The organism is Streptomyces sp. NPDC059679, assembly GCF_042734105.1.
Lineage (GTDB): Bacteria > Actinomycetota > Actinomycetes > Streptomycetales > Streptomycetaceae > Streptomyces.
Window position 1 is genome coordinate 86,526 of sequence record NZ_JBHWES010000001.1, and the last position, 23,469, is coordinate 109,994.

General features: G+C 71.8%; 21 protein-coding genes and 2 pseudogenes. 13 read left to right on the top strand and 10 right to left on the bottom strand.

Annotated elements, in window-relative coordinates; genetic code table 11:
* Nucleotides 1-15: 15 nt before the first annotated feature.
* Nucleotides 16-1,242: an AAA family ATPase gene (locus ACFV2X_RS00370; RefSeq protein WP_385609583.1), complete on the bottom strand. Its 1,227-nt coding sequence runs from the start codon at nucleotides 1,240-1,242 to the stop codon at nucleotides 16-18.
* Complete coding sequence (locus tag ACFV2X_RS00375) at nucleotides 1,130-1,387, bottom strand: MarR family transcriptional regulator (protein WP_385610344.1); 258 nt, start codon at nucleotides 1,385-1,387, stop codon at nucleotides 1,130-1,132. Before ACFV2X_RS00375 ends, ACFV2X_RS00370 begins: the two co-directional genes overlap by 113 nt.
* Before the next feature lie 60 nt (nucleotides 1,388-1,447).
* On the opposite strand from ACFV2X_RS00375, the gene ACFV2X_RS00380 reads away from it, so the two are divergent.
* Both ACFV2X_RS00380 and ACFV2X_RS00385 read left to right on the top strand, forming a co-directional pair.
* Entirely contained in the window at nucleotides 1,448-1,687 is a 240-nt protein-coding gene (locus ACFV2X_RS00380) for a hypothetical protein (RefSeq protein WP_385609585.1), read from the top strand.
* Nucleotides 1,688-1,961: 274 nt separating this feature from the next.
* A complete protein-coding gene (locus ACFV2X_RS00385; protein ID WP_385609587.1) occupies nucleotides 1,962-2,114 on the top strand; it encodes a hypothetical protein in 153 nt (50 codons plus the stop codon).
* A 60-nt stretch (nucleotides 2,115-2,174) separates the two neighbouring features.
* On the opposite strand, the gene ACFV2X_RS00390 is transcribed toward ACFV2X_RS00385, so the two are convergent.
* From ACFV2X_RS00390 to ACFV2X_RS00405, 4 genes are all read right to left on the bottom strand, one after another.
* Nucleotides 2,175-2,711 (bottom strand): copper chaperone PCu(A)C, encoded by a 537-nt coding sequence (locus ACFV2X_RS00390; protein ID WP_385609589.1) that lies wholly within the window; start codon nucleotides 2,709-2,711, stop codon nucleotides 2,175-2,177.
* A complete protein-coding gene (locus ACFV2X_RS00395; protein ID WP_385609590.1) occupies nucleotides 2,711-5,137 on the bottom strand; it encodes a heavy metal translocating P-type ATPase in 2,427 nt (808 codons plus the stop codon). The genes ACFV2X_RS00390 and ACFV2X_RS00395 overlap by 1 nt, the downstream gene beginning before the upstream one ends.
* The gene (locus ACFV2X_RS00400) at nucleotides 5,137-5,457 is read right to left on the bottom strand and encodes a hypothetical protein (RefSeq protein WP_385609591.1); all 321 of its coding nucleotides are present in this window, start codon (nucleotides 5,455-5,457) and stop codon (nucleotides 5,137-5,139) included. The genes ACFV2X_RS00395 and ACFV2X_RS00400 overlap by 1 nt, the downstream gene beginning before the upstream one ends.
* A 344-nt stretch (nucleotides 5,458-5,801) precedes the next feature.
* Entirely contained in the window at nucleotides 5,802-7,754 is a 1,953-nt protein-coding gene (locus ACFV2X_RS00405; RefSeq protein WP_385609592.1) for a beta-N-acetylglucosaminidase domain-containing protein, read from the bottom strand.
* A gap of 260 nt (nucleotides 7,755-8,014) precedes the next feature.
* Here ACFV2X_RS00405 and ACFV2X_RS00410 point away from each other — a divergent pair, with 260 nt between their 5' ends.
* Nucleotides 8,015-8,437: a hypothetical protein gene (locus ACFV2X_RS00410; protein ID WP_385609593.1), complete on the top strand. Its 423-nt coding sequence runs from the start codon at nucleotides 8,015-8,017 to the stop codon at nucleotides 8,435-8,437.
* Here the strand turns inward: ACFV2X_RS00410 and ACFV2X_RS00415 are convergent.
* Nucleotides 8,416-9,195: a helix-turn-helix domain-containing protein gene (locus tag ACFV2X_RS00415; protein ID WP_385609595.1), complete on the bottom strand. Its 780-nt coding sequence runs from the start codon at nucleotides 9,193-9,195 to the stop codon at nucleotides 8,416-8,418. The genes ACFV2X_RS00410 and ACFV2X_RS00415 overlap by 22 nt on opposite strands.
* Before the next feature lie 299 nt (nucleotides 9,196-9,494).
* Here ACFV2X_RS00415 and ACFV2X_RS00420 point away from each other — a divergent pair, with 299 nt between their 5' ends.
* The 5 genes and pseudogenes from ACFV2X_RS00420 to ACFV2X_RS00440 all read left to right on the top strand — a co-directional run bounded on the left by ACFV2X_RS00420 (nucleotide 9,495) and on the right by ACFV2X_RS00440 (nucleotide 12,960).
* The gene (locus ACFV2X_RS00420) at nucleotides 9,495-10,445 is read left to right on the top strand and encodes an ornithine cyclodeaminase family protein (protein WP_385609597.1); all 951 of its coding nucleotides are present in this window, start codon (nucleotides 9,495-9,497) and stop codon (nucleotides 10,443-10,445) included.
* A 115-nt stretch (nucleotides 10,446-10,560) separates the two neighbouring features.
* Nucleotides 10,561-10,719, top strand: a pseudogene (locus ACFV2X_RS00425) (family 78 glycoside hydrolase catalytic domain); the annotation flags it as partial.
* Between the two features lie 23 nt (nucleotides 10,720-10,742).
* A pseudogene (locus tag ACFV2X_RS00430) lies at nucleotides 10,743-10,874 on the top strand (hypothetical protein); the annotation flags it as partial.
* A 24-nt stretch (nucleotides 10,875-10,898) separates the two neighbouring features.
* Entirely contained in the window at nucleotides 10,899-11,297 is a 399-nt protein-coding gene (locus ACFV2X_RS00435; protein ID WP_385609598.1) for an alpha-L-rhamnosidase C-terminal domain-containing protein, read from the top strand.
* 19 nt (nucleotides 11,298-11,316) lie between these two features.
* Entirely contained in the window at nucleotides 11,317-12,960 is a 1,644-nt protein-coding gene (locus tag ACFV2X_RS00440) for an MFS transporter (RefSeq protein WP_385609600.1), read from the top strand.
* Between the two features lie 18 nt (nucleotides 12,961-12,978).
* Here ACFV2X_RS00440 and ACFV2X_RS00445 read toward each other — a convergent pair whose 3' ends face one another.
* Nucleotides 12,979-14,721, bottom strand: a complete 1,743-nt coding sequence (locus ACFV2X_RS00445; RefSeq protein WP_385609601.1) for a pyruvate dehydrogenase — start codon at nucleotides 14,719-14,721, stop codon at nucleotides 12,979-12,981.
* A 292-nt stretch (nucleotides 14,722-15,013) separates the two neighbouring features.
* Here ACFV2X_RS00445 and ACFV2X_RS00450 point away from each other — a divergent pair, with 292 nt between their 5' ends.
* Genes ACFV2X_RS00450 through ACFV2X_RS00470 form a run of 5 tightly spaced genes read left to right on the top strand, consistent with a single transcriptional unit; the run spans nucleotide 15,014 to nucleotide 21,714 of the window.
* Nucleotides 15,014-15,589 carry a Dps family protein gene (locus tag ACFV2X_RS00450; RefSeq protein WP_385609602.1) on the top strand — a complete coding sequence of 192 codons (576 nt, stop codon included), beginning with the start codon at nucleotides 15,014-15,016 and terminating at the stop codon, nucleotides 15,587-15,589.
* A 48-nt stretch (nucleotides 15,590-15,637) separates the two neighbouring features.
* Nucleotides 15,638-17,005, top strand: a complete 1,368-nt coding sequence (locus ACFV2X_RS00455; protein ID WP_385609603.1) for a cytochrome ubiquinol oxidase subunit I — start codon at nucleotides 15,638-15,640, stop codon at nucleotides 17,003-17,005.
* Nucleotides 16,998-18,290, top strand: a complete 1,293-nt coding sequence (locus tag ACFV2X_RS00460) for a cytochrome d ubiquinol oxidase subunit II (protein WP_385609604.1) — start codon at nucleotides 16,998-17,000, stop codon at nucleotides 18,288-18,290. The genes ACFV2X_RS00455 and ACFV2X_RS00460 overlap by 8 nt, the downstream gene beginning before the upstream one ends.
* Nucleotides 18,287-20,035, top strand: coding sequence for an ABC transporter ATP-binding protein/permease (locus tag ACFV2X_RS00465; protein WP_385609605.1), 1,749 nt, complete (start codon nucleotides 18,287-18,289; stop codon nucleotides 20,033-20,035). Before ACFV2X_RS00460 ends, ACFV2X_RS00465 begins: the two co-directional genes overlap by 4 nt.
* A complete protein-coding gene (locus ACFV2X_RS00470) occupies nucleotides 20,032-21,714 on the top strand; it encodes an ATP-binding cassette domain-containing protein (RefSeq protein WP_385609607.1) in 1,683 nt (560 codons plus the stop codon). The genes ACFV2X_RS00465 and ACFV2X_RS00470 overlap by 4 nt, the downstream gene beginning before the upstream one ends.
* Here ACFV2X_RS00470 and ACFV2X_RS00475 read toward each other — a convergent pair.
* Both ACFV2X_RS00475 and ACFV2X_RS00480 read right to left on the bottom strand, forming a co-directional pair.
* On the bottom strand, nucleotides 21,671-22,285 hold the full coding sequence (locus tag ACFV2X_RS00475; protein ID WP_385609608.1) for an FMN reductase: 615 nt from the start codon (nucleotides 22,283-22,285) through the stop codon (nucleotides 21,671-21,673). The two genes, ACFV2X_RS00470 and ACFV2X_RS00475, sit on opposite strands and share 44 nt — an antisense overlap.
* A complete protein-coding gene (locus ACFV2X_RS00480; RefSeq protein ID WP_385609609.1) occupies nucleotides 22,282-23,397 on the bottom strand; it encodes an LLM class flavin-dependent oxidoreductase in 1,116 nt (371 codons plus the stop codon). Before ACFV2X_RS00480 ends, ACFV2X_RS00475 begins: the two co-directional genes overlap by 4 nt.
* Nucleotides 23,398-23,469: the final 72 nt, after the last annotated feature.

The window sequence follows — 23,469 nt, forward strand, 5'->3', positions numbered from 1 at the left end:
CTGTCCCGCCGGTGTTCAGAGCTGGGCCTGCACCATGCTCGCGTCCACGCCGAGGGCCTCGGTGAGGACGCGGGCGCGGACGGCGCGCTGGCGGCCGGTGACTCGGTCGATGGCGGCGGTGGAGCGTCCGGCGCTCGCCGCCTCCTCGCGCAGCTTCTCCAGCCGCTTCCCCGCCATGGCAAGCTTGTTGTGGGCCTTCTTGATGACCCATTCGCTCAACGCCTCGCGGGACTGTCCGGCCATGGCGTCGAGTTGGGCCTCCAGTTCCTCGATGGCATCGGCCAGGTCGAGCGCCTCCCCGGCGTCGGGGTTGACGAGTTGCAGCACCTCGCGCTCGACGGTCGGGCGTTCCGCGGGCGAGTCCCACAGCACATGAGTCAGCACCGACAGGTCGGTCTCGGCGACCGCCGGGCGGCCGTCGAGGTACGCGGACGCCTGGAGCAGGCCCACCGCCTGCCGCCAGCGGCGGTCGGAAGCGACGAGCTCCTTGCGGCGCAGGGCCGCCCGCAGCGTACACACCGCGTCCACGATCGCATCGGGGACGTCCACGGCCGGGACGGCTTCGGTCACGGCGTGCTGCAACGCGGCCAGCTCGACCGTGGTCCGTGTCGGTGCCGCCGGGCGGCTGACCGCGGAGCGGACCAGCGCGGCGAAGTTCGAGGGGTCTTCCAGATACCCGACCTCGATCCGCACCAGCAGCCGGTCGTAGATCGCGGCCGCGTCCTCTTCGCCGGGCAGTTCGTTGCTCGCCGTGATGGCCCCGATCAGGGGGCAGCGGATCGGCTCGCCGCCGCTCTCGGGGTGGTAGATCCGCTCGTTGAGGTAGCCCAACGTCTCGTTCAGCGCCGCCGTGGAGCATTTGAAGATCTCGTCGATGAACGCGACATGCGCGGTCGTGGCGCGGCCGTCGTAGACCTGGCGGTACTCACCCCGGGCCAGCGCGGCGACGTCGATGGGACCGAACATCCGCGTCGGCGCGGTGAACTTCGACAGAAGGATCTCCCAGTAGGCCGCGCCCTCGACCCTGCCCGTGAGTTCCCGGGCCATCTCGGACTTCGCCGTTCCGGGCGGGCCGAGCACCAGCGAGTGCTGCCCGGCCAGCAGCGTCACCACCAGCGTCCGCACCACGTCAGCCCGCTCGTAGAAACGGTCCGACAGCTCGTCGCTGATCGCCCGCAGCCTCTTGGCCGTGTCCTGCGTGTCCTGCGCGCCCTGTGTGCCCCGCGCGCCCTGTGTGCCCACACTCAACTCCTTGCCTTCTAAAGCCCGTTGGGCTGGCGAGACGGCTCTGAAGGGCCACCCGCCGGTCCCCGCGGGACGGCATGCGGCGGACCAGGCCGGACTGCTCCATGCGGTCGATCAGGCGGGTGGTGCTCCTGATCAGCAGACCGAAAGCCGAATTCTAGAGTGGAGTGCAGACCGGCGAGCGAGAGCGAGAGGGAGATCAGTGGATCTGCAGCACTGGCTCGGCCGAGCCACCCACGCGATACAGGACTGCGCCGACACCTTGGGCCCCTACCAGCCCCACCCGTCCCTCCAGGTGGACGACGACCGCTTCGCGTCGGCCTTCGAAGAGTTCACCGGGAGGCTGAAGGACAACTACCCCTTCTTCCATCCGCGCTACGCGGGCCAGATGCTCAAGCCCCACGCCCCGCCGCGGTGGTCGGCTACCTCACCGCCATGCTGATCAACCCCAACAACCACGCCCTGGACTGCGGCCCCGCCACCGCGGCGATGGAGCGCGAAATCGTCGCCCGACTCGCCGCCATGTTCGGCTACGACACCCTCCCCCGCAGCCCTTCGGGCCCGGTCGGTGCCCCCTTCGCTCCGACCACGCTCGGCTCGGCCACCTCACCACCAGCGGCACGATCGCCAACCTCGAAGCCCTCTTCGTCGCCCGTGAACTCCACCCCGGCCGGGGCATCGCCCACAGCGCCGACGCCCACTACACCCACGGCCGCATGTGCCACACCTACTTCCCCGCCGTCGCCCCCGCTACCCTCACCGGCATCGACGCGGCCTCGGCGCGCATCCTGGCGGACGGCATGTCCAGCACCGACCCCGTCTTCCTCAGCACGCCCAGAGCCGGCCGTGAGGCGTTCACCGCCCGCTGACCCCGCCACACCGGACAACGCCATACCGGACGACCCCGGCGCTGTGGCGGTACGCCCCGATCACCGGCCGGGGCGTACCGCCAGGGCCCGGGTGGTGACCGGGGGGCTGTCGCGGAAGTGGAGCGTGAAGGTGAGCCGGTCGCCCGGAGCGATCCGGGGCGGCGGTTTGATCATCACATCCACGGTGTTCGCGGTCATGCGAAGGGTCCCGCCCGCCGGCACGGTGACGGCGGAGACCATGTCCATACCGTGCATGCCCTTGCCGGTCACGACCCGCCGGCTCAGCATGGCGCGCCCTCCGGCCGGTGCCGTGACACCGATCAGCCGGTCCTCGCTGCCTCCGCTGTTGACGATGGTGAAGAAGGCCGCCGTGGCCTCGGGGTTCTGCGGTACGAAGACGCGTCCGTCGCGGACGCTCAGCACAGCGGGGGTACCCGCCCTGCCTGTGGTGGTCCACGCGACGAGCGTGCCGAGGGTCAGCAGGCAGGCCAGCAGCGGGACCGCCGCCGCGCGCAGCGGCCACCAAGGGGTACGCCACCAGGGGGTACGGTCCGTGCCGGGCGCGGGGACCCGTATGCCGTCAGCGGGTCGGCCCATCACGGTGTCCCCTCCCATGAGGTCGCGGTACGGGCCCGCCCGGAGCGGTGGCCGGGGCGGTACGGCCGGGCTGGGTGCCAGGTCCGCAGGCGCAGGCTGTTGCCCACGACCAACAGCGAGCTGGCCGACATGGCCGCGGCCGCGACCATCGGATTGAGCCGGCCGACCGCGGCCAGCGGCAGGGTGACGAGGTTGTAGCCGAAGGCCCATACGAGGTTGGCGCGGATGGTGGCCAGGGTGTGCCGGGCCAGGCGCACGGCGTCGGGGATGGCCTGGATGTCCTCGCGGACGAGCGTGACGTCGGCGGCGCCGATGGCGGCGTCGGTCCCGCCGGCCATGGCGATGCCCAGGTCGGCGGCGGCCAGCGCGGCGGCGTCGTTGACGCCGTCACCGACGACCGCCACCCGGCTGCCGCGGCCCTGGAGCGTGGCCACGAGCGCGGCCTTGTCCTCGGGCAGCGCTTCCGCGTGGACCTCGGTGATCCCCAACTGTCCGGCGACGGCCCGTACGGTCGCCTCCCGGTCCCCGGAGGCGAGTACGGTGCGCAGCCCCAGTCGGCGAAGGTGCTCGACCGCGCGGTAGGCGTCGGAGCGCAGGGTGTCACCCACGGAGATGACCGCTCGTGGGACATCCCCCACGCGGACCAGTACCGCGGTGTGGCCTGCGGTCTCGGCCGCGCGGACCGCCTCCCGCAGATCACCCGGGATCCCGCTCAGCTCTCCGGGCCGGGTCACGGCCACCTCCTCGCCGTCCACCAGGCCGCTCACCCCCAGGCCGGGGACGGCGGCGAAACGGACCGGCCGGGGCAGCGGGCGTCCGTCCCCCTGGCCGCGGGCATGGGTGACGATGGCGCGGGCCAGCGGATGATCGGACCCTTGCTCGACCACGGCCGCCAGGCGCAGCACCTCGCCCGCGGCATCTTTATCGGCATGCGCATCGGCATCGGCATCGGCATCGGCATCGGCATCGGCATCGGCGGGCACGGTGACAGCGATGACGCTCATCCGGCCGGTGGTGAGCGTTCCGGTCTTGTCCAGGACCACGGTGTCGATGTTTCTCAGCCGTTCCAGCGCCTGAACCCCGCTGACCAGGATGCCGAGCCGCGCGCCCCGTCCCGTGGCGGCCAGCAGCGCGGTGGGGGTGGCCAGGCCCAGGGCGCAGGGGCAGGCGACGACCAGGACGGCGACCGCCGCGGTGATCGCGGCCTGCGGGTCGGCTCCGGCCCCGAGCCAGAAGCCGAGCACCGTCACGGAGACGGACATCACGGCGGGAACGAAGACGGCGGCGACGGAGTCGGCGAGCCGCTGGACGGCCGCCTTGCCGGTCTGCGCGTCCTCCACCAGCCGGGTGATCCGGGCGAGTTGGGTGTCGGTCCCCACGGCGTCCGCCCGTACCTCCAGCAGGCCGCCGGAGTTCACCGCGCCGCCGATCACCGGCGAACCGGGCCCGACCTCGACCGGGTGGCTCTCCCCGGTGACCAGGGAGAGGTCCAGGGCCGAGCCGCCCTCGACGACCGTACCGTCGGTGGCCACCCGTTCCCCCGGCCGGACCAGGAACACATCGCCGACCGCCAGCTCAGCCACCGGCACCCGGCGCTCCACGCCCCCGCGCCGCACGGTCACATCCTTCGCGGCGAGCTCCGCCAGGGAACGCAGCGCCGACCCCGTACCCCGGCGGGCCCTGGTCTCCAGCCGCCGCCCCGCCAGGACGAACAACGGGACGCCGACGACCACTTCCAGGTACACGTGGGCCACTTCGCCACTCGCGGAAGGCAGCAACGACAGCGGCATGGTCATCCCCGGCACACCCGCGCCCCCGAGGAACAGCGCGTACGAGGACCAGACGAAGGAAACCGCGACACCGAGGGAGACGAGGGTGTCCATCGTCGCCGTGCCGTGACGCAGCCCGCGCAGCGCCCGCTGATGGAAGGGCCACGCTCCCCAGACGGCGACCGGCGCGGCCAGCACGAAGCACAGCCACTGCCAGTTGCGGAACTGCCACCCGGGCACCATCGACAGCGCCAGCACCGGGACGGCCAGCAGCGTGGTGATCAGAAGCCGGTCGCGCTCCTGACGCTCATCCGCCTCGCCACTCCCCTGCCGCCCGTCGCCCGGCTCCCGGCTCGGGCCCGACCGCACGGTGTCCGGCATCCCGCCGGGGCCGGCCGGGGGTTCGGCGGGTCGCGCCCGGTATCCGGCGGCCTCGACCACCCCCACGAGGTCGGCGACGGACGCCGAGGCAGGGTGGGAGACCGTGGCCCGGCCGGTGGCGAGGTTCACCGTGGCGCTCACCCCTTCGAGGCGGCCGAGCTTCCTCTCGACCCGGCCCACACACGCGGCACACGTCATGCCTGACACCACCAGGACGGTGGACACCGGCTCCCCCGGAAGGGAGGGGGAGGCGGTGGGCAACGGATGACTCGCCATCACCGGCTCCCGCTCTGCCCGGCGCCCGCGCCGGAAGCGCCCATGCCGGGAACGCCCATGCCGTGCATGCCACCCATGTCACCGGAATTGGCGGGATCGGCGGGATCACCGGGATCGGCGGGCCCGCTGGTCCCCTGCCCGCCACCGCCCGCGGGCCGCATCCCGGGGGCCACCGGACCAACGAGCCCACCCACCGCGTACGCCAGCGTGAACAGCAGGGCCAGCAGCGCGACGAACCCCGCGACCGGCCAGGCGAGCCGCAGGCGTTCGCCGACGGGGTGGGGTGAGGGCCGGGCCTGGCCGGCCGAATGGGAAATCATCGCCGCTCCACTGTGGGCAGAGTAGGGAATTCGCCGGGAATTCGGGTACGCCTGATCACCTCGGCGTACGAAGTGCCCGGGGCGAACCACGATATAGCCACAACGGCGCGCGGATTTCCCGCCCCTCACAGCGGAACTAACCTGCGATTCGAACCGACTTCCTCAGAAGACCCCAGGTCAGGATCGAGGTGATGGAGCGGGAAACGAGGGCTCCACACCTCATAGGTCGTTCGCGACAAGGCGATGGTTCCCGATATCCGGTCTGTATTTCCGCCGATGACAAACGGCTTTATCTCCTGAACAGCCCTGACGCATTGCCCGCTTCCCGCTTGAACCCGCCACCGCTACGCGGCGTGCGCTCCCGCTCCGCCGAGTCCGGGCGCCGCCGCCAGGAAGGTGTCGAGCACTCCGTCGGCGACGCGGACCGGGCCCTCGGGGCGGGTCTCGCCCGGGATCGTGCGGATCCGCCCGGCCTGCCCGGCCAGCGACGACGCCTCGGCGAACCACTGCTCGGCCTGCTGGGTGTCGCCGTCGAGCCGGGCGCCCAGCGCGTCCAGGGTGCGTTCGAACGCGCGGCCCCACAGCGCCAGCGCGTCCAGCCACGGCGCGCAGTCCGCCACGAAGCCGCGGTCGGCCACGCCCGCCCTGATGGTGGCCGACGCGGTGGCCAGCAGCGCCGCGGTGGGGCGCAGGGCCTCCAGCGCCGCCCGCTGCCGTCCGGCGTCCCAGTCGGTACGGAACCGTGCCAGCCCGGCGGCCAGTTCGGGCGCCTGGGGCTGCCAGGGTTCGGCGCCGAAGGTGGGCGCGAGGTGCTGGGTGTCGAAGAAGGACAGCAGCGCGGGCACGGTGGCCGCGTCCGGATTGTCCCCGGCCAGGTATGCGGCGGCGGCCCGCCAGGTGCGGTCCGGGTCGTACCCGGTGTCGTTCCAGGCGAAGTCCGCCCCGCCGAACAGGGCGACCTTGCTGGCGGCGGCCTGATTCATCGGGTTGAGGACCAGACCGGAGAGCTGCTGGTGCAGACCGGGCTCACGGGCATCGTACGGGGCGAGCAGCAGCCGGCCCTCGGCCTGGCCGTAGTCGTTGACCGGGTAGTTGTCCCAGACGAACACCTTGCGCCCCCAGACGGCGGCGGCCCGCGCGGCGTCGGCCACGGTGATCCGCGGCGGCACCACCTCGGTGCCGGTCCACATGACCTCGACCCGCGCGTCCAGCCGCTCGCGCAGGGTCCGCTTGTACGCGGTGTCGGTGACGTCGCCGTACTCGGTCGGCACCGTCTGGAGCGGCGAGGTGCCCTCACGGGCGTCCAGGAACTCCTTCTGCACCCGGTTCAGCAGATCGGCCTGCGCCTGGGCCGCGGTCCGCTGCGAGGGCTCGCCGTAGGCGGCGCGGTCGGCAGCGCAGTTCCACCGGGTGTAGCTGATGTCGTCCAGCGGCACCGAGAAGCTGCGCACCCCGAGGTCGTACATCGCGCCCAGCTTCGCCTGAAGCGCCCTGAAGTCGGCGGGATCGCTGTAGCACAGGGAGGTACCAGGGGAGAGCGCGAAGGTGAACCGCACATGGTGGTCGGCGGCCTGCCGGACGAGCTCGCCGAGCTGGGCGAGCTTGTCGGCCGGGTACGGCTCACGCCACTTCTCCCGGTGGTACGGGTCGTCCTTGGGCGCGTAGACATACGTGTTCATCTTGACGTCCCCGTAGAACGCCAGCTGGTCCATGCGCTCGGCGTGGGTCCACGGGCTTCCGTAGAACCCCTCGATCACCCCGCGCAGCGGCATCAGCGGATGATCCACGATCGACACCGAGGCGATCTTCCGGACGCCGGTGACCAGCTGACGCAACGTCTGCGCCGCGTAGTACGTCCCGTCGGCGTCTGCGCCCGCGAGTGCCACCGCGGTACCGCTCGCGGCCAGCGCGTACCCCTCCGCGGGCAGTTCCTCGGGCACCCGGCCCCCGGCGGCCCTCAGCGCCTCCGCGACCCGGGCGTCGGCAAGCCGCCCCACGGTCACCGTCAGCCCCGGCCCGGAGCCGCCCCGCAGGCGCTTTGCCCCCGCCCGGCGCAGTACGGAGGCGACGAGCTCGCGCGTGGGCCGGTCCACTTCGTCGCCGTAGACCACGCGCACCACGGCGGGCACCGTGACGTCCGGGCCCAGCCGGGCCATCGTCTGCGGACGTGGCACGACGGACGGCAACGGGTCGGCCCCGCCCGCCGGCGCGGCCCCGGCGGCGGTGGCGGGGAGCAGCAAGCCGAGGAAGGTGAGGAACGCGATCACGGCGGCCAGAGGGCGGGAGCTACGGCGCATGGACATCTCCTCCGTGGCGTGGCATGGCGTACGGCGGCGGTGCACGACGGTGACACGTGGAGCGGAGTGAGCGACGAGGCAGGCGGCGGTGCCTGGTGCGCGGTCTTCCTGAAACACATACCCACGGCCCGGGACCGGCGAATCCCGACGACTCCCGGCGCGGCTGGAGCGCGAGAGCCCATTCCCCACGGGGAATTGTCGGTCTCCGCCGCGCGCCGCAGGATCTGGTCCGAAGCGATCTGACCGGCAAGGAGATGTACATGATCGAGATCGACCCGCAGCACCTGGCCGACCGCTACATGGCTCAGTGGACAGTGCCGGACGCCGCCGGACGCCGCGCGGCCATCGAGCAGTTGTGGGCCGAGGACGGCGCTCACATCCTTCAGCCGCCCACGGAGATTCGGGAGATCGCCGCGGACCTTGGCTTCGACCACACGGCCCTGGAGGCTCAGGGGTACGACGCCATCGAGACCCGAGTGGCGCGAAGCTACGAGCGGTTCGTCGAGAAGAAGGGATTCACCTTCCGGGCACGGGCCGATGCGGTACGCCTCCACGGCCTCGTCAAGTTCGGCTGGGAGGCGGTGTCCGCCGAAACCGACGACGTTGTGGGTGGGGGCCTGGAAATTCTGGTGCTCGACGACGACGGCCGGATCAAGGCCGACTACATGTTCCCGGGGGCCTGACCCGCGGCAGCAGAGGCCATGGGCCCGGCGGCGGCCGAGAGAGCCTCGGCTGTCGCCGGGTCGGCCGGCAGGAACGCCTCCAGTTTGAGCTCGGCAAGTGTCACGTCGACGGCGGTGGCGAAGGTCGTCACCGTCGTCATCAGACGCAGCTCACCGTACGAGGACCGCAGGCGGAGCGGAACCGCGAAACCCAGCGTTCCGGCGGACGGCTCCAACTCGGGGACGTACCCGGTGAGCTCGGCGCGCAACTCCTCCAGGTGACCGAGGCGTGCCAGGATGTGTCGCGCCCATTCGGCGAGGTTGAGGATGCGGGGAGCCAGGCCGTCGGGGTGCAGCGCAAGGCGGTAGATGTTCGTGCCCGGGCCCACGAGCTCAGCGGCCGCACCCTCGGTGATCAGGTCGAATGCGGTGTTCGCGGCGATCAGCCCGCCGCACCGGTCCACAACCAGCGCCGGATACGGCAGATGCCCGCTGAGGATGTGGTCGATTGCCGTGCGCACGGGAGCCAGCACCGGATCGTCGAGTGAGCTCTCGGGGTAGGCGGGCGCGTACCCGGCGGCCAGCAGCAGTTCGTTGCGCTCCCGCAACGGCAGTTCCAGCGACTCGGCCAGGCGCACGACCATGTTCCGGCCGGGGACGGACCTGCCGGATTCGACGAAGCTGAGATACCGCTGGGTGGTGCCTGCCCGCAGCGCCAGGTCGAGCTGGCTGAGGTGGCGGCGGGTACGACGTTCGCGAAGCGCACGAGGGAAGTCCACGGGCCTGTTGTAACGGCGACGCAGGGCCCCAGGCCATTCCCCGGAGGGAATTGTCACCCGCAGGCGGGACCTCAGAGGCATCTGCCCTCCCTCACCGAACGGTGTCCGGGAGCGGTCCCGGACACCGCGGCTCACTCCGGCCGTCGTTGTCCTGACCCTGGTCGGCGTGGCACTGTTCGCCCGAGCCGTCGGCCGGATCCACCGCTTCGTACGGCTCGGGCAGGCCATAACCCGCCGACTCTTACTGAGGTTTCGGCCTGCTCGACGTGTATGTGGAGATCCTTGAGGGACGGAGTTCCATGAAGACCATCAGCCTCAGCGAGCGCGAGGTCCGGGAAGCCGTGTCGATGCGCGAGGCGATCGACGCCGTGCGCCGCGGCTTCGTCGGCCTGGCGGGCGGGGAGTTCGAGATGCCCACGCGCACCGCGCTGCGGGACGGCCAGTTCCTCGTGATGTCGGCCCACCACCGGCCGACCGAGTCCGCCATGGTCAAGACCCTGAGCCTGAACTTCAACCGCGTGCCCGCCATCACCGGCACCGTCGTGTGGAGCGCCTTGGACCGGCTCGACCACCTGATCGCCGACGCCGGCGCCGTCACCACTCTGCGCACGGGCGCGGCGGTCGGGGTCGCCACCGACCTCCTCGCCGCCCCCGACGCCGACCGGCTCACCCTGATCGGCGCCGGTGGCCAGGCCACCGATCAGGTCCGCGCCGTGCACACCGTCCGCCCGTTGCGCCACCTCACCATCGTCGGCACGACGGCCGAGCGCGCCGAGGCACTGGCCGGCGCCCTGCGGGCCGAACTGGACTGCACCGAGATCCGCACCGCCACCGATCCGGCCTCCGCCGTCAGCGACGCCCATATCGTGTGCTGCGCCACCACCGCGGCCACCCCGCTCTTCCCTGCCTCCGCCCTGCCCGCCCGGGTGCACATCAACGCCATCGGCTCCTTCCGCCCCACCATGCGCGAACTGCCGGACGGACTGCTGGCCGACAGCACCGTGATCATCGACGAACTCGACGCCATCCTCGAGGAGTCCGGTGAGATCATCCACGCCCTACGGACCCGTGCCATCGCCCGCAACGACCTCACCGAACTGGGCGCCGCCCTGACCTCCGCCTCCGCCCCTGCCCCTGCCCCTGCGTCTGCCTCTGTCAATCGAGGCGAGCGCACGGTGTTCAAAAGCGTTGGCGTCGCCATGCAGGACTGGGCCATCGCAAGCCTTCTGGCCGACAAGTTCCTCAACTGATCGCGCGCACGACATGCCCGAATGACCCCGATCGGTGCCGCAGGCTCCGTCGGGTGAGGTGTATGACGCCCGGCTGTCGCCGAGCTACTTCGGGGGGCGGGTGATCACCGAGACGATGGCCCCTACCGCGCCGGACAACGTGGTGCCGACCCAGCACCAGCGGTTCCCCGCGCGGTTGCTGACCACCCCGAGCGGCAAACGCGTGCTCGACTTCGGGCAGAATCTCGCCGGGTTCGTCGGCCTCACCGTCTCCGGCCGTCCGGGCCAGCGGCTCACCCTGCGGCACGACTGGGCGAGATCCTCGACGAGACCGGCGAGTTCCCGAGCTGGTTCGCCGAGGTCAAAGCCGGCGCCACGGCCGTCTGGGAGGGCTGGGAAGGCAAGGAGAGCCACAACCACTACTCCCCTGGTGCTGTCTGCCAGTGGCTGTTCGACTCCGTCGCCGGCATCCGCGTGGCCGGCGAGAACCACTTCTCCATCGCGCCCGTTCCCGGTGGCACCCTCACGCACGCGCTGGCGGCCTACACGGGCCTCTACGGCACCGTGGCCAGCGGCTGGACGCGCTCGGCGGAGGCCGTCCACCTGACGGTCACCGTGCCGCCGAACTCCACGGCGGACATCCGTCTTCCGGACGGCACGGCGCACGCCGTGGGCCCGGGAACCCATGAATACGTGGTCTGGAATACGTGGTCTGACCACAGCCCATCAGCAGACCGAGCCGGGCCGCTGCGCTACCGGGCCACGTCCCGTGCGCTCTCGGTCAAGAACCTGGCGGCGGGGCCCCTACTGTCACGAGGGACTACACCCATGGGGCGGGCGGCCCCGGCCCATCCGGCCCGTCGCCACGCCTGAGCGCCCGGTCTGGACGAGTATGAGCACAGCACCGTCATCATCACCAGCACCCGCCGAATCCGACTCGCCGTGGGCGCCGCTCGCGGCGCGCGTCTTCCGGGCGCTGTGGATCGCCCAGTTGGTCTCGAACATCGGCAGCTGGATGCAGACGGTGGGCGGCCAGTGGCTGCTGGTCGGGGACGGTGCCGCGCTGGTGACGCTCATGCAGACCGCCTCCAGCCTTCCCGTCGTGCTGCTGGCCCTGCCCTCCGGTGTGGTCGCCGACCGGCTCGACCGGCGCTTGGTGCTGCTGGCCGCGCAGTTCGCGATGCTCGCGGTGTCGGGTGTGCTGACCGTGCTGGCGTTCACGGACGCCCTGACGCCGACAACGCTGCTCGTCCTGACCTTCCTCCTGGGGTGCGGCACCGCGCTGATGGGCCCGGCCTGGCAGGCGATCCAGCCGGAGCTCGTGGAACGCCGGCAGCTCGGTCAGGCGGCGGCGCTGGGCGCAGTGAACATGAACCTGGCCCGCGCGGTCGGTCCGGCACTGGGCGGGGCGGTCGTCGCGGCGGCGGGTGCGGGATGGGTCTTCGCCTTCAACACGGCCTCCTATCTGGGCATCGCGGCCGTCCTCATGGTGTGGCGGCGCCCGAGCACGGCCGCCCCCGCGGCGGGGAACGAAGGGCTGCTGGCCGCGCTGCACGCCGGTCGGCGCTATGTGTGGAACGCGCCCGGTGTGCGCCGGGTCCTCTTGCGTACGCTCCTGTTCATCCCTGGGGGCGCCGCCCTGTGGGCACTGCTGCCCCTGACCGCGAACCGCTCCCTCGGCCTGGGCTCGGGCGGATACGGGCTGCTGCTCGCGGCGGTGGGCGTGGGGGCGGTGGCGGGGGCCTTCGCACTGCCGTGGGTGCGTCGCGTGCTGGGTGCCAACGGCACGCTCACCGCCGGCGCCGTGGTGTTCGCCGCGGTGCTGGCGGTGCTGGCCACGGTGCGCGCCCCGTGGCTTGTGGCACTCGCTCTGCTGCCCGCGGGACTCGCCTGGATCGCGGCGCTGTCCACGCTCAACGCGGCCGTGCAGGCGCGGCTCCCCGGCTGGGTCCGGGCTCGTGGACTCGCCGTCTACCTCTTGGTCTTCCAGGGCGGTCAGGCGCTGGCGGCACCTGTATGGGGTGCGGTCGCCGAGTGGCTCGGGCTCAGCGCCTCTCTGCTGATCGCCGGGGCCGTGATGCTGCTCAGCGCCGCGAGCGTGCGCCGGTGGCCGCTGCACGACGCCGAGTGGATCAACCCCTCGACGTCCGACCACTGGCCCACTCCTCCCCTGGTATTCGAGCCGGGAGAGGCCGACGGCCCGGTCCTGGTCACCGTCGTCTACCGGATCCCGGCGGACAACCACGCCGAGTTCACCGACCGTATGCGCCATGTCGCCCGGTCCAGGCGCCGCACGGGGGCCCTCACCTGGGGCCTCTATCAGGACGGCAACGACCCGGAACGCTTTGTCGAGACGTACCTGGTCTCCTCCTGGGCGGAACACCTCGCCCAGCACCACGTCCGTCTGACGGCCACCGACCGCCGCCGCGAGGAGCGGGCTCGTGAACTGCTCGCCCCCGGGACCCTGCCCGAGGTGACCCATGCCTTCGACACGGCGTCGGGGTCTTTGGTGTCGGATCGAGTGACGTCCGGGTAACGCGCCGGGTCAGCCGGGTCAGGGGCGGGGAATGTTACGGAGGTTGGCCCGGGCCAGGTGGACCATGCGGCCGACACCTCCGCTCAGCACCGTCCGGCTCGCGGACAGGGCGAAGCCGCTGATCTGCTCGGTGGTGATCTTCGGTGGGACGGCCAGCGCGGCGGGGTCGGTGACGACGTCTACCAGTACGGGTCCGTCATGGGCGAAGGCCTCGCGCAGCGCGTCGCGTACGCCTGCGGGCTTCTCCACCCGGATGCCGAGCGCCCCGGCCGCCGTGGCGATGGCCGCGAAGTCGGTGTGCGGGTAGGACGTGCCGTACGGGGGCAGGCCGTCGACCATCATCTCCAGGTCGACCATGCCGAGGGAGGAGTTGTTGAAGACGACCACCTTGACCGGCAGGCCGTACTGGACGAGCGTGAGGAAGTCGCCCATGAGCATGGAGAAGCCGCCGTCGCCGGAGAGGGAGACGACCTGCCGACCGCGGTCGAGGAACTGGGCGCCGATGGCCTGGGGCAGCGCGTTGGCCATCGAGCCGTGGACGAACGAGCCGAGGATGCGGCGGCGGCCGTTGGGCGTCAGGTAGCGCGCCGCCCACACACAGCACATGCCGGTGTCCACGGTGAACACGGCGTCATCGGCGGCCTCTTCGTCGAGCACCGAGGCCACGTACTCGGGGTGGATCGGGGTGTGCTTCTCGACGTTGCGGGTGTAGGCGTTCACGGCGCTCTTGAGTGCGTGCTCGTGCCGTTCCAGCATGCGGTCGAGGAAGTGGCGCGACGGCTTCTCCCGCACGGCGGGGGTGAGGCAGCGCAGGGTCTCGCGTACGTCTCCCCAGACGGCGAAGTCGAGTTGGGTGCGCCGCCCCAGCCGCTCGGGCTGCACGTCGACCTGCACGGTCCGCACACGGCGGGGCAGGAAGTCGGTGTACGGGAAGTCCGTGCCCAGGAGCAGCAGCAGGTCGCACTCGTGCATGGCGTCGTACGCGGCTCCGTAGCCGAGCAGGCCGGACATGCCGACGTCGTACGGGTTGTCGTACTGGATGTGCTCCTTGCCGCGCAGGGCGTGCCCGACCGGTGCCTTCACCTTCTCGGCGAAGGCCATCACCTCGGCGTGGGCGCCCGCGACGCCCCGGCCGCAGAACACCATGACGCGTTCGGCGGCGTCCACCAGATCCGTGAGCCGGGCGAGCTCCTGGTCGCTCGGGCGGATGGCGGGCAGGTCCAGGGGCATGGCGAGTTCGGGCGCGGCGTCCGGGGAGTCCTCGGCGGCGGTGTCGCCGGACAGGGCCACGACCGAGACACCGCGCCGGCCCACGGCGTGCTGGATCGCCGTCTGCACCACGCGCGGCATCTGGCGGGGTGAGGAGATCAGCTCCGAGTAGTGGCTGCACTCCGCGAACAGCCGGTCGGGGTGGGTCTCCTGGAAGTAACCGGTGCCGATCTCGCCGCTGGGTATGTGGGCGGCCAGGGCGAGGACGGGCGCCATCGAGCGGTGGGCGTCGTACAGGCCGTTGATCAGGTGGAGGTTACCCGGTCCGCAGGAGCCCGCGCAGGCCGCCAGTCGGCCGGTGAGCTGGGCCTCGGCGCCGGCGGCGAACGCCGCGACCTCCTCGTGGCGGACCTGGACCCATTCCACCGCGTCGTGCCGTCTGACCGCGTCGACGACCGGATTCAGGCTGTCCCCGACCACGCCGTAGAGGCGGCGCACACCCGCGCGCGCCATCAGGTCGACGTACTGTTCCGCGATGGTCTGCTTGGCCATGCCACTCCTCGGATTCCGGCATTGTGGCGGACACCGCCGCGTGAGAGCACAGCGGGTCCGCCTCGCGCCTCGATCACGTTAGTGAGCGGGGAAGTGCCGCGCTTGACCGTCCGTGCACGAGGTCGGTTCCCGCAGCGCACCGGCCCTGGCCACGCTGGGGCGACTTCTTCGACGGGCAGGACGCTCGGTGCGCTGACGGACACCTGCGCGTGCGCTCCCGGGCAAAGCGACTCCGGATTCGGCTCCTAGGGTCGACCGCGCAGATTCAGCACAGCATCGCAGGAGGCACCTCATGACCACCGGCTCCAAACCCACGAGCAGTCAGCCGTGGCTGCACCAAAAGGGCTCGGTCATCCAGGAGTTCGGGACCGTCAAGCAGTTCCCCATCGCTCTGTCCTACGAGGCGCGCATGTACTCGTCCCAGCGCCTGAACAAGGTGCTGGCTGACACCCAGATCCTTTACGGCCTCTACAAGAAGCACCACTGGATCATGCGAGGCGCGACCTTCTACCAGCTGCACCTGCTCCTGGACAAGCACGCGGGAGAACAGCTGGAACTCGTCGACACCCTCGCCGAGCGCGTCCAGACCCTGGGCGGCGTCGCCGTGGGCGATTCCCGGCACGTCGCCGAGATCACGTCGATTCCGCGGCCGCCGGACGGTGTGGAGGAGGTCCCGGCCATGCTCTCGCGGCTGCTCGAGGCGCATGAGCTCATCCTGACGGAAGCCCATGACGCGGCCGCCCGCGCCGCCGAGCTGGGCGACGACGGCACCAACGACCTGCTGGTCTCGCAGATCATCCGCACCGGCGAACTGCAGTCCTGGTTCCTGGCGGAACACCTGGTCGACACCCCGCTGGTCCGCGTCTGATCCGCGGCTGATCCGTCCGTTCGGGACCGCCAATCCCCGGGAGTACTCATGGCCTCGCCAGACGTCGTAGAACTGTCCCGATGGCAGTTCGCGATCACCGCGATCTTCCATATGACCTTCCCCGCGCTGACCGTCGGGCTCTCCGTGCTCCTCGCCGTCGTGTACACGGCCTACGTACGCACGGGGAATCCGCTGTACCTGCAGATCTTCCGGTTCTGGAAGAAGATCTTCGCCGTCGGTTTCGGCCTGGGCGTCGTCGCGGGGACGGTGATGACCTTCGAGTTCGGCCTCAACTGGGGCACGTACGCCCACGCGGTCGGGCCGGTCATCGGGGTCACCATCGGCATGGAAGTGATCACCGCCTTCTTCCTGGAAGCCGGCTTCATCGGCCTGATGCTCTACGGGGACGGGCGGATCCGCCCGCGCACCATGGTCCTCGCCAGCTGGATGGTCGCCTTCGGAACCCTGCTGTCCACCACCTGGATCCTGTCCGCCAACAGCTGGATGCAGGACCCGGTCGGCTACCGGAAGGTCGACGGCCAGTTCCACGCCGAGGACTGGACCGACATCCTGCTCAACCCGGCCTTCGCCCACCGCTTCCCGCACATGCTGCTGGCCGTGCTGATCAGCGCCGCCTGGTTCGTCGGCGGGATCTCCGCCTGGTACCTGGTGAAGAACCGGGTCCACGCCCAGCCCATGGCCCGCCGCTGCCTGTCCATCGCTCTCGGGGTGCTCGGTGTGCTGATGCCGATCCAGCTGTACGTGGGGGACGGCACGGCGGTCTTCATGGGACAGCACCAGCTGCCCAAGCTGGAGGCGTTCGAAGGCAACTGGAAGAGCGACAACAACGGCTACAACCTGCTCGTCGTCCCCGACGCGGACAACGGCGAGAACCGGTTCCACGTCGAGATCCCCTACCTCGGCTCGGTCATCGCCCAGGACCTCAGCGGCGAGACGACGACGCCCGGGCTGCTCCAGACCCCGCCCGACGAACGCCCCAACATGTGGACCACGTTCTACGGCTTCCGCGCCATGTACTTCACCGCTCTGCTCATGTTCGCGACGGCCTTCGCGGGCGTGGTCCTGCGCATGCGAAGGCGCCTGTTCGACTCGCCGCGATTCCTCAGATGGATGGTGTGGATGACCCCCGCCGGGATCATCGCCATCACCGGCGGCTGGATCGTCGCCGAGACCGGCCGCCAGCCCTGGGTGGTGTACGGCCAGTTGCGCACCGCCGACGCGGTCTCCCACCTCAGCGTCCCCGAGGTCGCCGCCACGCTCACGGGCTTCGTCCTGCTCTACGTCGCTCTGCTGGCCATCTGGGCCCGCTACATCGTCCGTACGGTCAAGGCCGGCCCCGAGGCGCTGCCCGCCGGACCGGCCTCGCCCGATGTATCGGAGGCCCTCGTTGCTTGAGTACGCCGCTTACTCCCTGGTCCTCTTCTCGCTCGGCATGTACGTCGTCCTCGACGGTTACGACCTCGGGGTGGGCATGCTCAGTCTGGCTGCCGAACCCGAGCGCCGACGCGAGTACGGCGAGATCGTCGCCACCGCCTGGGACGCCAACGAGAGCTGGATCATCCTGGCCGGGGTCGTCCTGTGGGCCGGTCTGCCGGGCGTCTACTCCGTGCTGCTGCCCGCCGTCTACCTGCCGCTGATCGGCATGCTGATCGCCATCATCCTGCGCGGGCTCGGCCTGGAGATGCACAGCGCGGCCGGCGGCTACCGGCGCGGCTGGGCCCTGCTGTTCGGCGGGGCATCGCTCGCGGCGGCCGTCTGCCAGGGTCTTGTGCTCGGCGCTCTGATCACCGGGCCACAGCAGCGGGGCGGAGTCTTCACGGGCGGGGCCTTCGACTGGCTCAGCCCGTACAGCGTGCTGTGCGCGCTCGGTCTGGTCGTCCTGTACCTGCTGGCCGGGGCCGCCTGGCTGCAGGACAAGACCGAGGGCTGGTCGCGGTCGCGGACGCGCCGCACCGGGCGGTCGCTGCTGGCGGCCACCGCGGTGATGGCAGTCGTCCTCGGCCTGCTGCTGCCCGGCGCCGACCCACAGGAGCTACCGCTGGGCGAACCCGTGCGGGCCGTACTGTTCTGGCTCGCGGTCGTCGCCGCTGTCGGCGCCGGCGCGGTCGCGTGGTTCGGCTTCGGCCGCGGTCCCGACTGGCGGCCGTTCGCCGCCGTGGCCACGATGACGGCCGCGGGGCTGCTGGGCCTGGCGGTGGTCACCGCCCCGGTCGTCGTACCGCCCGGACTCACGGTCCACCAGGCGGCGAGCCCGCACTCCTCCCAGCTCTTCCTGGTGCTGGGGGTGGGGCTGTGCATGCCGTTCGTCCTGGCCTACAACGTGTACGCCTGGCGGAGCTTCCGCGGCAAGTACACGGATCCGGTGGAGCCCGCCCTCCCGCGGCCGCGTGCCGTGCCGCTCACCCCCGCGGCCCCTCCCCCGCCCTCCGGCACCGTGCGGACCGTGCTCCGCCGCACCCTGCTGGTGGTGCTCGGCATCGTGGCGACGGCCCTGTCGCAGGACGTGTTCGGCGGGGTGGCCGAGTGGATCGGCCCGATCGGCGTCACCGTGCTCGCCGGCACGGCGCTGGCCGCGTGGGTCGCCGGGGACCGCCGTGACCGGCGGGCCGGATACTTCGACGTGGACACGGGCGCGGACGCGGTGGCGGGGGCGGGCGCGGGGGCGGAGCGCACCCCGTGAGCACCGCTCCGACCGTGCTGCTGGACGAGCTGGCCGCGAGCCGCACCGGAGACCCGGTGCCCGAGCGGCTACGGGAGTGGGCTGCCGTGGGCCGACCCGAACTGCGCCGCGCGGGACTTCTGCGCGGCGCTGCCCAGCTGGGCACGGTCCTCTGGGCCGGCGGGCTGGCGTGGACGGCCCAACGCGGCTTGGGCGCGCTCCACCGCGCCCCCGTGTCCGCCGTACTGGTGCCCGCCCTGGTGACGGCGGCCGGCGTCGGCCTGCGGGCCGTACTGCTGTACGCGGGTGAGGCGGCCGCCGCCCGCGGTGCCCGCGCCGTGCGCGAGGCGCTGCGCGCCCGGCTCGTCGAGTCGGCGCTGCCGACCCACGGCCCGGCCCCGTCCGACGTGGACGACGCGGCGCTGGCCCAGGCGGTCGACGGCGAGGTCGACGAGCTGAGCGACTGGCTCACCGAGTATCTGCCGGCACGGACCACCATGCTGCTCGGCAGCGGCCTCACCCTCGCCGCGATCGCCTGGCGCAGCTGGTTCGTCGCCCTGCTCGTCCTGGCCGCGACTCCGCTGCTGCCGGCCAACCTGAAGGTCATCGGCCTGGGCACGCAGACCGCCGTACGCGCCCAGCTGTCGGCCATCCGCACCCACCGGGCGCGGCTGCTGGACCATCTGCGCGGCCTGCCCACGCTGGTCGGGCTCGGCGCGCACGACGAGGCGGCCGGCGCACTGGCCCGCTACGACCGGGAGGTCGCCGGTCGCACCGAGAAGGTGCTGCGGATCGCCTTCCTGTCCACCGCGTGGGTCGAACTGCTCATCACCGGCACACTCGCCGTCGTCGCGACCTACTGCGGACTGGCCCTCCTCGACTACCTGCGGCTGCCCCTCGTGCCGGACCATATGGGCCTGTCCGACGCGCTGTTCGTCCTGGTCCTGGTGCCCGCCTACTTCGCGCCGGCCCGGGACCTGGCCGCCGGCTACCACGCCCGCGCCCGGGCGACCGCCGCCGCCGGCCTGCTGGCCCCGGTCCTGGACGGGGCCCCGGTCCTGGACGCCCACCGCCAGGCCGCGGCGCCGGCCGCCCCACCGTCGCGGACGTCCGCGACGCCACCTGGGGTGCGCCTGGAAGCCGTCACGGTCCACTACCCAGGCCGCAGCGCCCCCGCGTTGGACGGTGTCGACGTGAACCTCGCTCCGGGACGATGCCTGGCCGTCACCGGCCCCAGCGGGGCCGGCAAGTCCACCCTGCTCGCCGTGGCGGCCGGGCTGTGCGCGCCGCACGGCGGTCAGGTGCGACACGTACTCGACGGCCGACCCGTGCCCGCCGATCCCGGCCGGGTCGCCTGGGTGGGCCAGCCGGCGCATCTGCTGCCCGGCACCCTGCGCGAGAACCTGCTCCTGGCCCGGCCCACCGCGAGCGACCACGACCTGCGGGGCGCCATCGCCTCGCTCGGCTTCACCGACCTCCTTGCCACGCTGCCCCAGGGGCTGGACACACCACTGGGCGAGCGCGGCACCGGCCTGTCCTCCGGGCAGTCGCAGCAACTCGCCCTCGTCCGTGCGCTGCTGCGGGACGCGCCTGTGCTGTGCCTGGACGAGCCCACCGCTCATCTCGACCCGGAGGCGGAGCAGCGCGTCATGTCCGCGCTGCGCACCCTGACCCGCGACCGAACGGTCCTGCTCGCCACGCACAGCCCCGCGCTGCCGGCCCTTGCGGACCAGGTCGTCACGCTGGACCACGGGAGAGCCCGATGAAATCGAACAGCGCCTGGCGGCTGCTGCGTACGGCGGCGCCGCGCCGTGCCCTGTCGGCCGGCCTGCTGCTGGCCATCGCGGCCGAACTCTCCGGCGCCGCGCTCCTGGGCGTGTCCGGGTGGTTCCTGACGACCTGCGCCGTGGTGACGCTCCAGGCCAACACCACCTGGTCCTGGATGTATCCCTCCGGTGCGGTTCGGGGGCTGGCCCTGAGCCGCACCGGTCTGCGGTACCTGGAGCGCCTGGTCACCCACCGGACGATGTTGTCCGCCCAGGTGTCCCTGCGCAGCCGGCTGGCCCGAGGTGCCGCCCGGCTCACTCCGCGCGCCTTGCGCGGACAGCGCGACGGAACGCTGCTCACCCGGCTCACCGTCGATGTGGAGACCGTCGCGGGGCTGCCCGCGAACGCCATCGCACCGTTGATCGCGGCGATCACCACCGCGTCCCTGGTGGAGATCCTGCTGTGGTGGGCGATGCCGCTGCTGGGGGCGGCCGAACTGATCGTCTGGGCGGCGGGCCTCGGCTGGGCCCGGCGAGCCCATCGCCGGGCGCGATCCCATCTGGCCGACGCCGCCGAGGCCCGGGCCGCACTCCGTACCGTGCTGCTCGGCGGCCGGGCCGCCTTCAACGAACTGCGGTGCCTGGACGCGGTGCCACAGGCGCGTCGGACGGTGACGACCGCCATGGCGGCTGCCGAGTCCGCCGAGTGGGCCGCCGCACGAACCGAACGCCTGGGCCGCCTTGTGCTGCGCCTTCTGGCCGCCCTGGGCCAGGCGTCGGTGCTGGTGCTCGCCCTGCGCGCGGTCCCGGCCCAGCCTGTCGCCGTCGTGGTGGGCGAGGTGCTGCTGCTGGCCGCCGGATGGGAGCTGCTGGAGCGGCTGCCCCGGCTGCTGCAGCACCTGGCGCAGGCCGACGACGCGGCGGACCGCCTCGCGCCCCTCGCTGCCGAGGAGCAGCCCCTGGGTCCGTACGGGCCGGCCGCCCGCTCCGTGCAGGCGACCCGCCTCCCGCTGCTCGGCTCGTCGGCGACGCTCACCACGACCCTGCAAGGCCCTGGCCTGGTGCTGGTCACCGGCCCCAACGGCAGTGGGAAGTCGACACTGCTGGGTCAGCTCGCCGGGCGTCTGCCGGCTCCCGCCGGCACGGTGCTCCTCGACGGGACACCGGTGCAGGAGCTGCCCGCCCGGGCCGTCGCCGAGACGGTCACCCTCGTGGAGGCCGACGACTGGCTCGCCGACGACACGGTGGCGGCCAATCTGCGTCAGGCGGCTCCCTCGGCCGACCCCGCCGCGCTACGGGCCGTACTGGGCGTGGTCGGCCTCTCGGCCCTGCCGCTCGACGCCTCGGTGGGCCCCGGCGGGCGACTGCTGTCCCAGGGGCAGCGCAGGCGCCTCGCCACCGCGCGCGCCCTGCTCAGGCGCCCTCCGGTCCTGCTGCTCGACGAACCCACCGCCGGTCTGGACCGCCCCACCGCGAAGGCGCTGCTGGCCGCGCTGGACCGAGCGCTGCCCGAGACATCGCTGGTGATCGCGTTGCAGGAGCAGGACGTCGATCTGCTGGACCGGGCCCCGACGGCGGTCGTCCGCCTCGGTCATACCGCTGACGGCTCGCCGTGGGCCCGGTCGACGCATGGGCTCAGTCGAAACGCAGGTCGGACAGTTGCCGTTCGAGTGCGGTGACGTCGTCCTCAGGAGCCGCCTCGGCCGGACGAGCGGCCATCAAGGCGGCCAGCTCACCCCCCGCCCGCCGGATGCGCACGGGCAATCCCTCCGTGTACTCGTCGCCGCCGGAACCCCAGTCCTCGGACGCCGCGTACACCGCGGTGGGGACGACTGCGGCGCGCAGATAGGAGAACAGCGGGCGCAGAGCGTGCTCCAGGACCAGGGAGTGGCGGGCCGTCCCGCCCGTCGCCGCGATCAGGACCGGCTTGCCGGTGAGGGCGTCCGGATCGATCAGGTCGAAGAAGGACTTGAACAGTCCGCTGTAGGAAGCGGTGAACACGGGCGTCACCACGATCAGGCCGCCGGCGCCCGTCACCGAGTCGATCGCGGCGGCCAGAGGGGGCGGCGGAAACCCGGTCACCAGGTGGTTGGCGACGGCGACGGCCAGTTCGCGCAGCTCGATGGCTTCGGTCTCCACGTCGTGGCCCTGAGCGACGAGTTCGTCGCGGGCCGACTCGGTGAGACGGTCCGCGAGCAGACGGGTGGAGGACGGGGTGCTCAACCCCGCGGACACGGCGACGAGCTTCATGCGGCGGTCTCCCCCTTGGCGGACTCAGCGCCCTGGGCGGACCCGGCGGCGGCGACCCGAGCCGGGTGCGTCGGCGCGTCCGGCACGTCGGCGGGACGGCCGTCCGCGAACTCCTTGCGCAGGACGGGCACGACCTCCTCGCCGAGTATGTCGAGCTGTTCCAGCACGGTCTTCAGCGGCAGACCCGCGTGGTCCATCAGGAACAGCTGCCGCTGGTAGTCGCCGACGGTCTCACGGAAGGACAGCGTCCGCTCGATGACCTGCTGCGGGGAGCCCACCGTCAGCGGGGTCTGCTCGGTGAACTCCTCCAACGACGGCCCGTGGCCGTAGACGGGCGCGTTGTCGAAGTAGGGGCGGAACTCCCGGACGGCGTCCTGCGAGTTCTTCCGCATGAACACCTGCCCGCCGAGGCCGACGATGGCCTCCTCGGGCCGGCCGTGGCCGTGGTGGGCGTACCGCCGCCGGTACAGCTGGACCATCCGCCTCGTGTGCTCGGCCGGCCAGAAGATGTTGTTGTGGAAGAAGCCGTCCCCGTAGAACGCGGCCTGCTCGGCGATCTCCGGCGAGCGGATCGAGCCGTGCCAGACGAACGGCGGTACGCCGTCCAGCGGACGGGGCGTGGAAGTGAAGCCCTGCAGAGGCGTACGGAACTTCCCCTCCCAGTCCACGACGTCCTCACGCCACAGCCGGCGCAGCAGCGCGTAGTTCTCCTTGGCGAGGTTGATGCCCTGCCGGATGTCCTGCCCGAACCAGGGATAGACGGGGCCGGTGTTTCCACGGCCCAGCATCAGGTCGACCCGGCCGTCCGCGACGTGCTGGAGCATCGCGTAGTCCTCGGCGATCTTCACCGGGTCGTTGGTGGTGATCAGCGTGGTGGCGGTGGACAGGACCAACTTCTCGGTACGGGCGGCTATGTAGCCGAGCATCGTCGTCGGGGACGACGGTACGAACGGGGGGTTGTGGTGCTCGCCGGTCGCGAAGACGTCCAGGCCCACCTCCTCCGCCTTGAGGGCGATGGCGACCATCGCCTTGATCCGTTCGTGCTCCGACGGAGTGCGGTTGTTGGTCGGGTCGGTCGTCACGTCTCCGACCGAGAAAATGCCGAACTGCATGGGTCACTCATTCTTTCGTTAATGGTGTGAGGTGCGAACATCCCCCGGTGCGGACACCTCTGCCAGGACGAA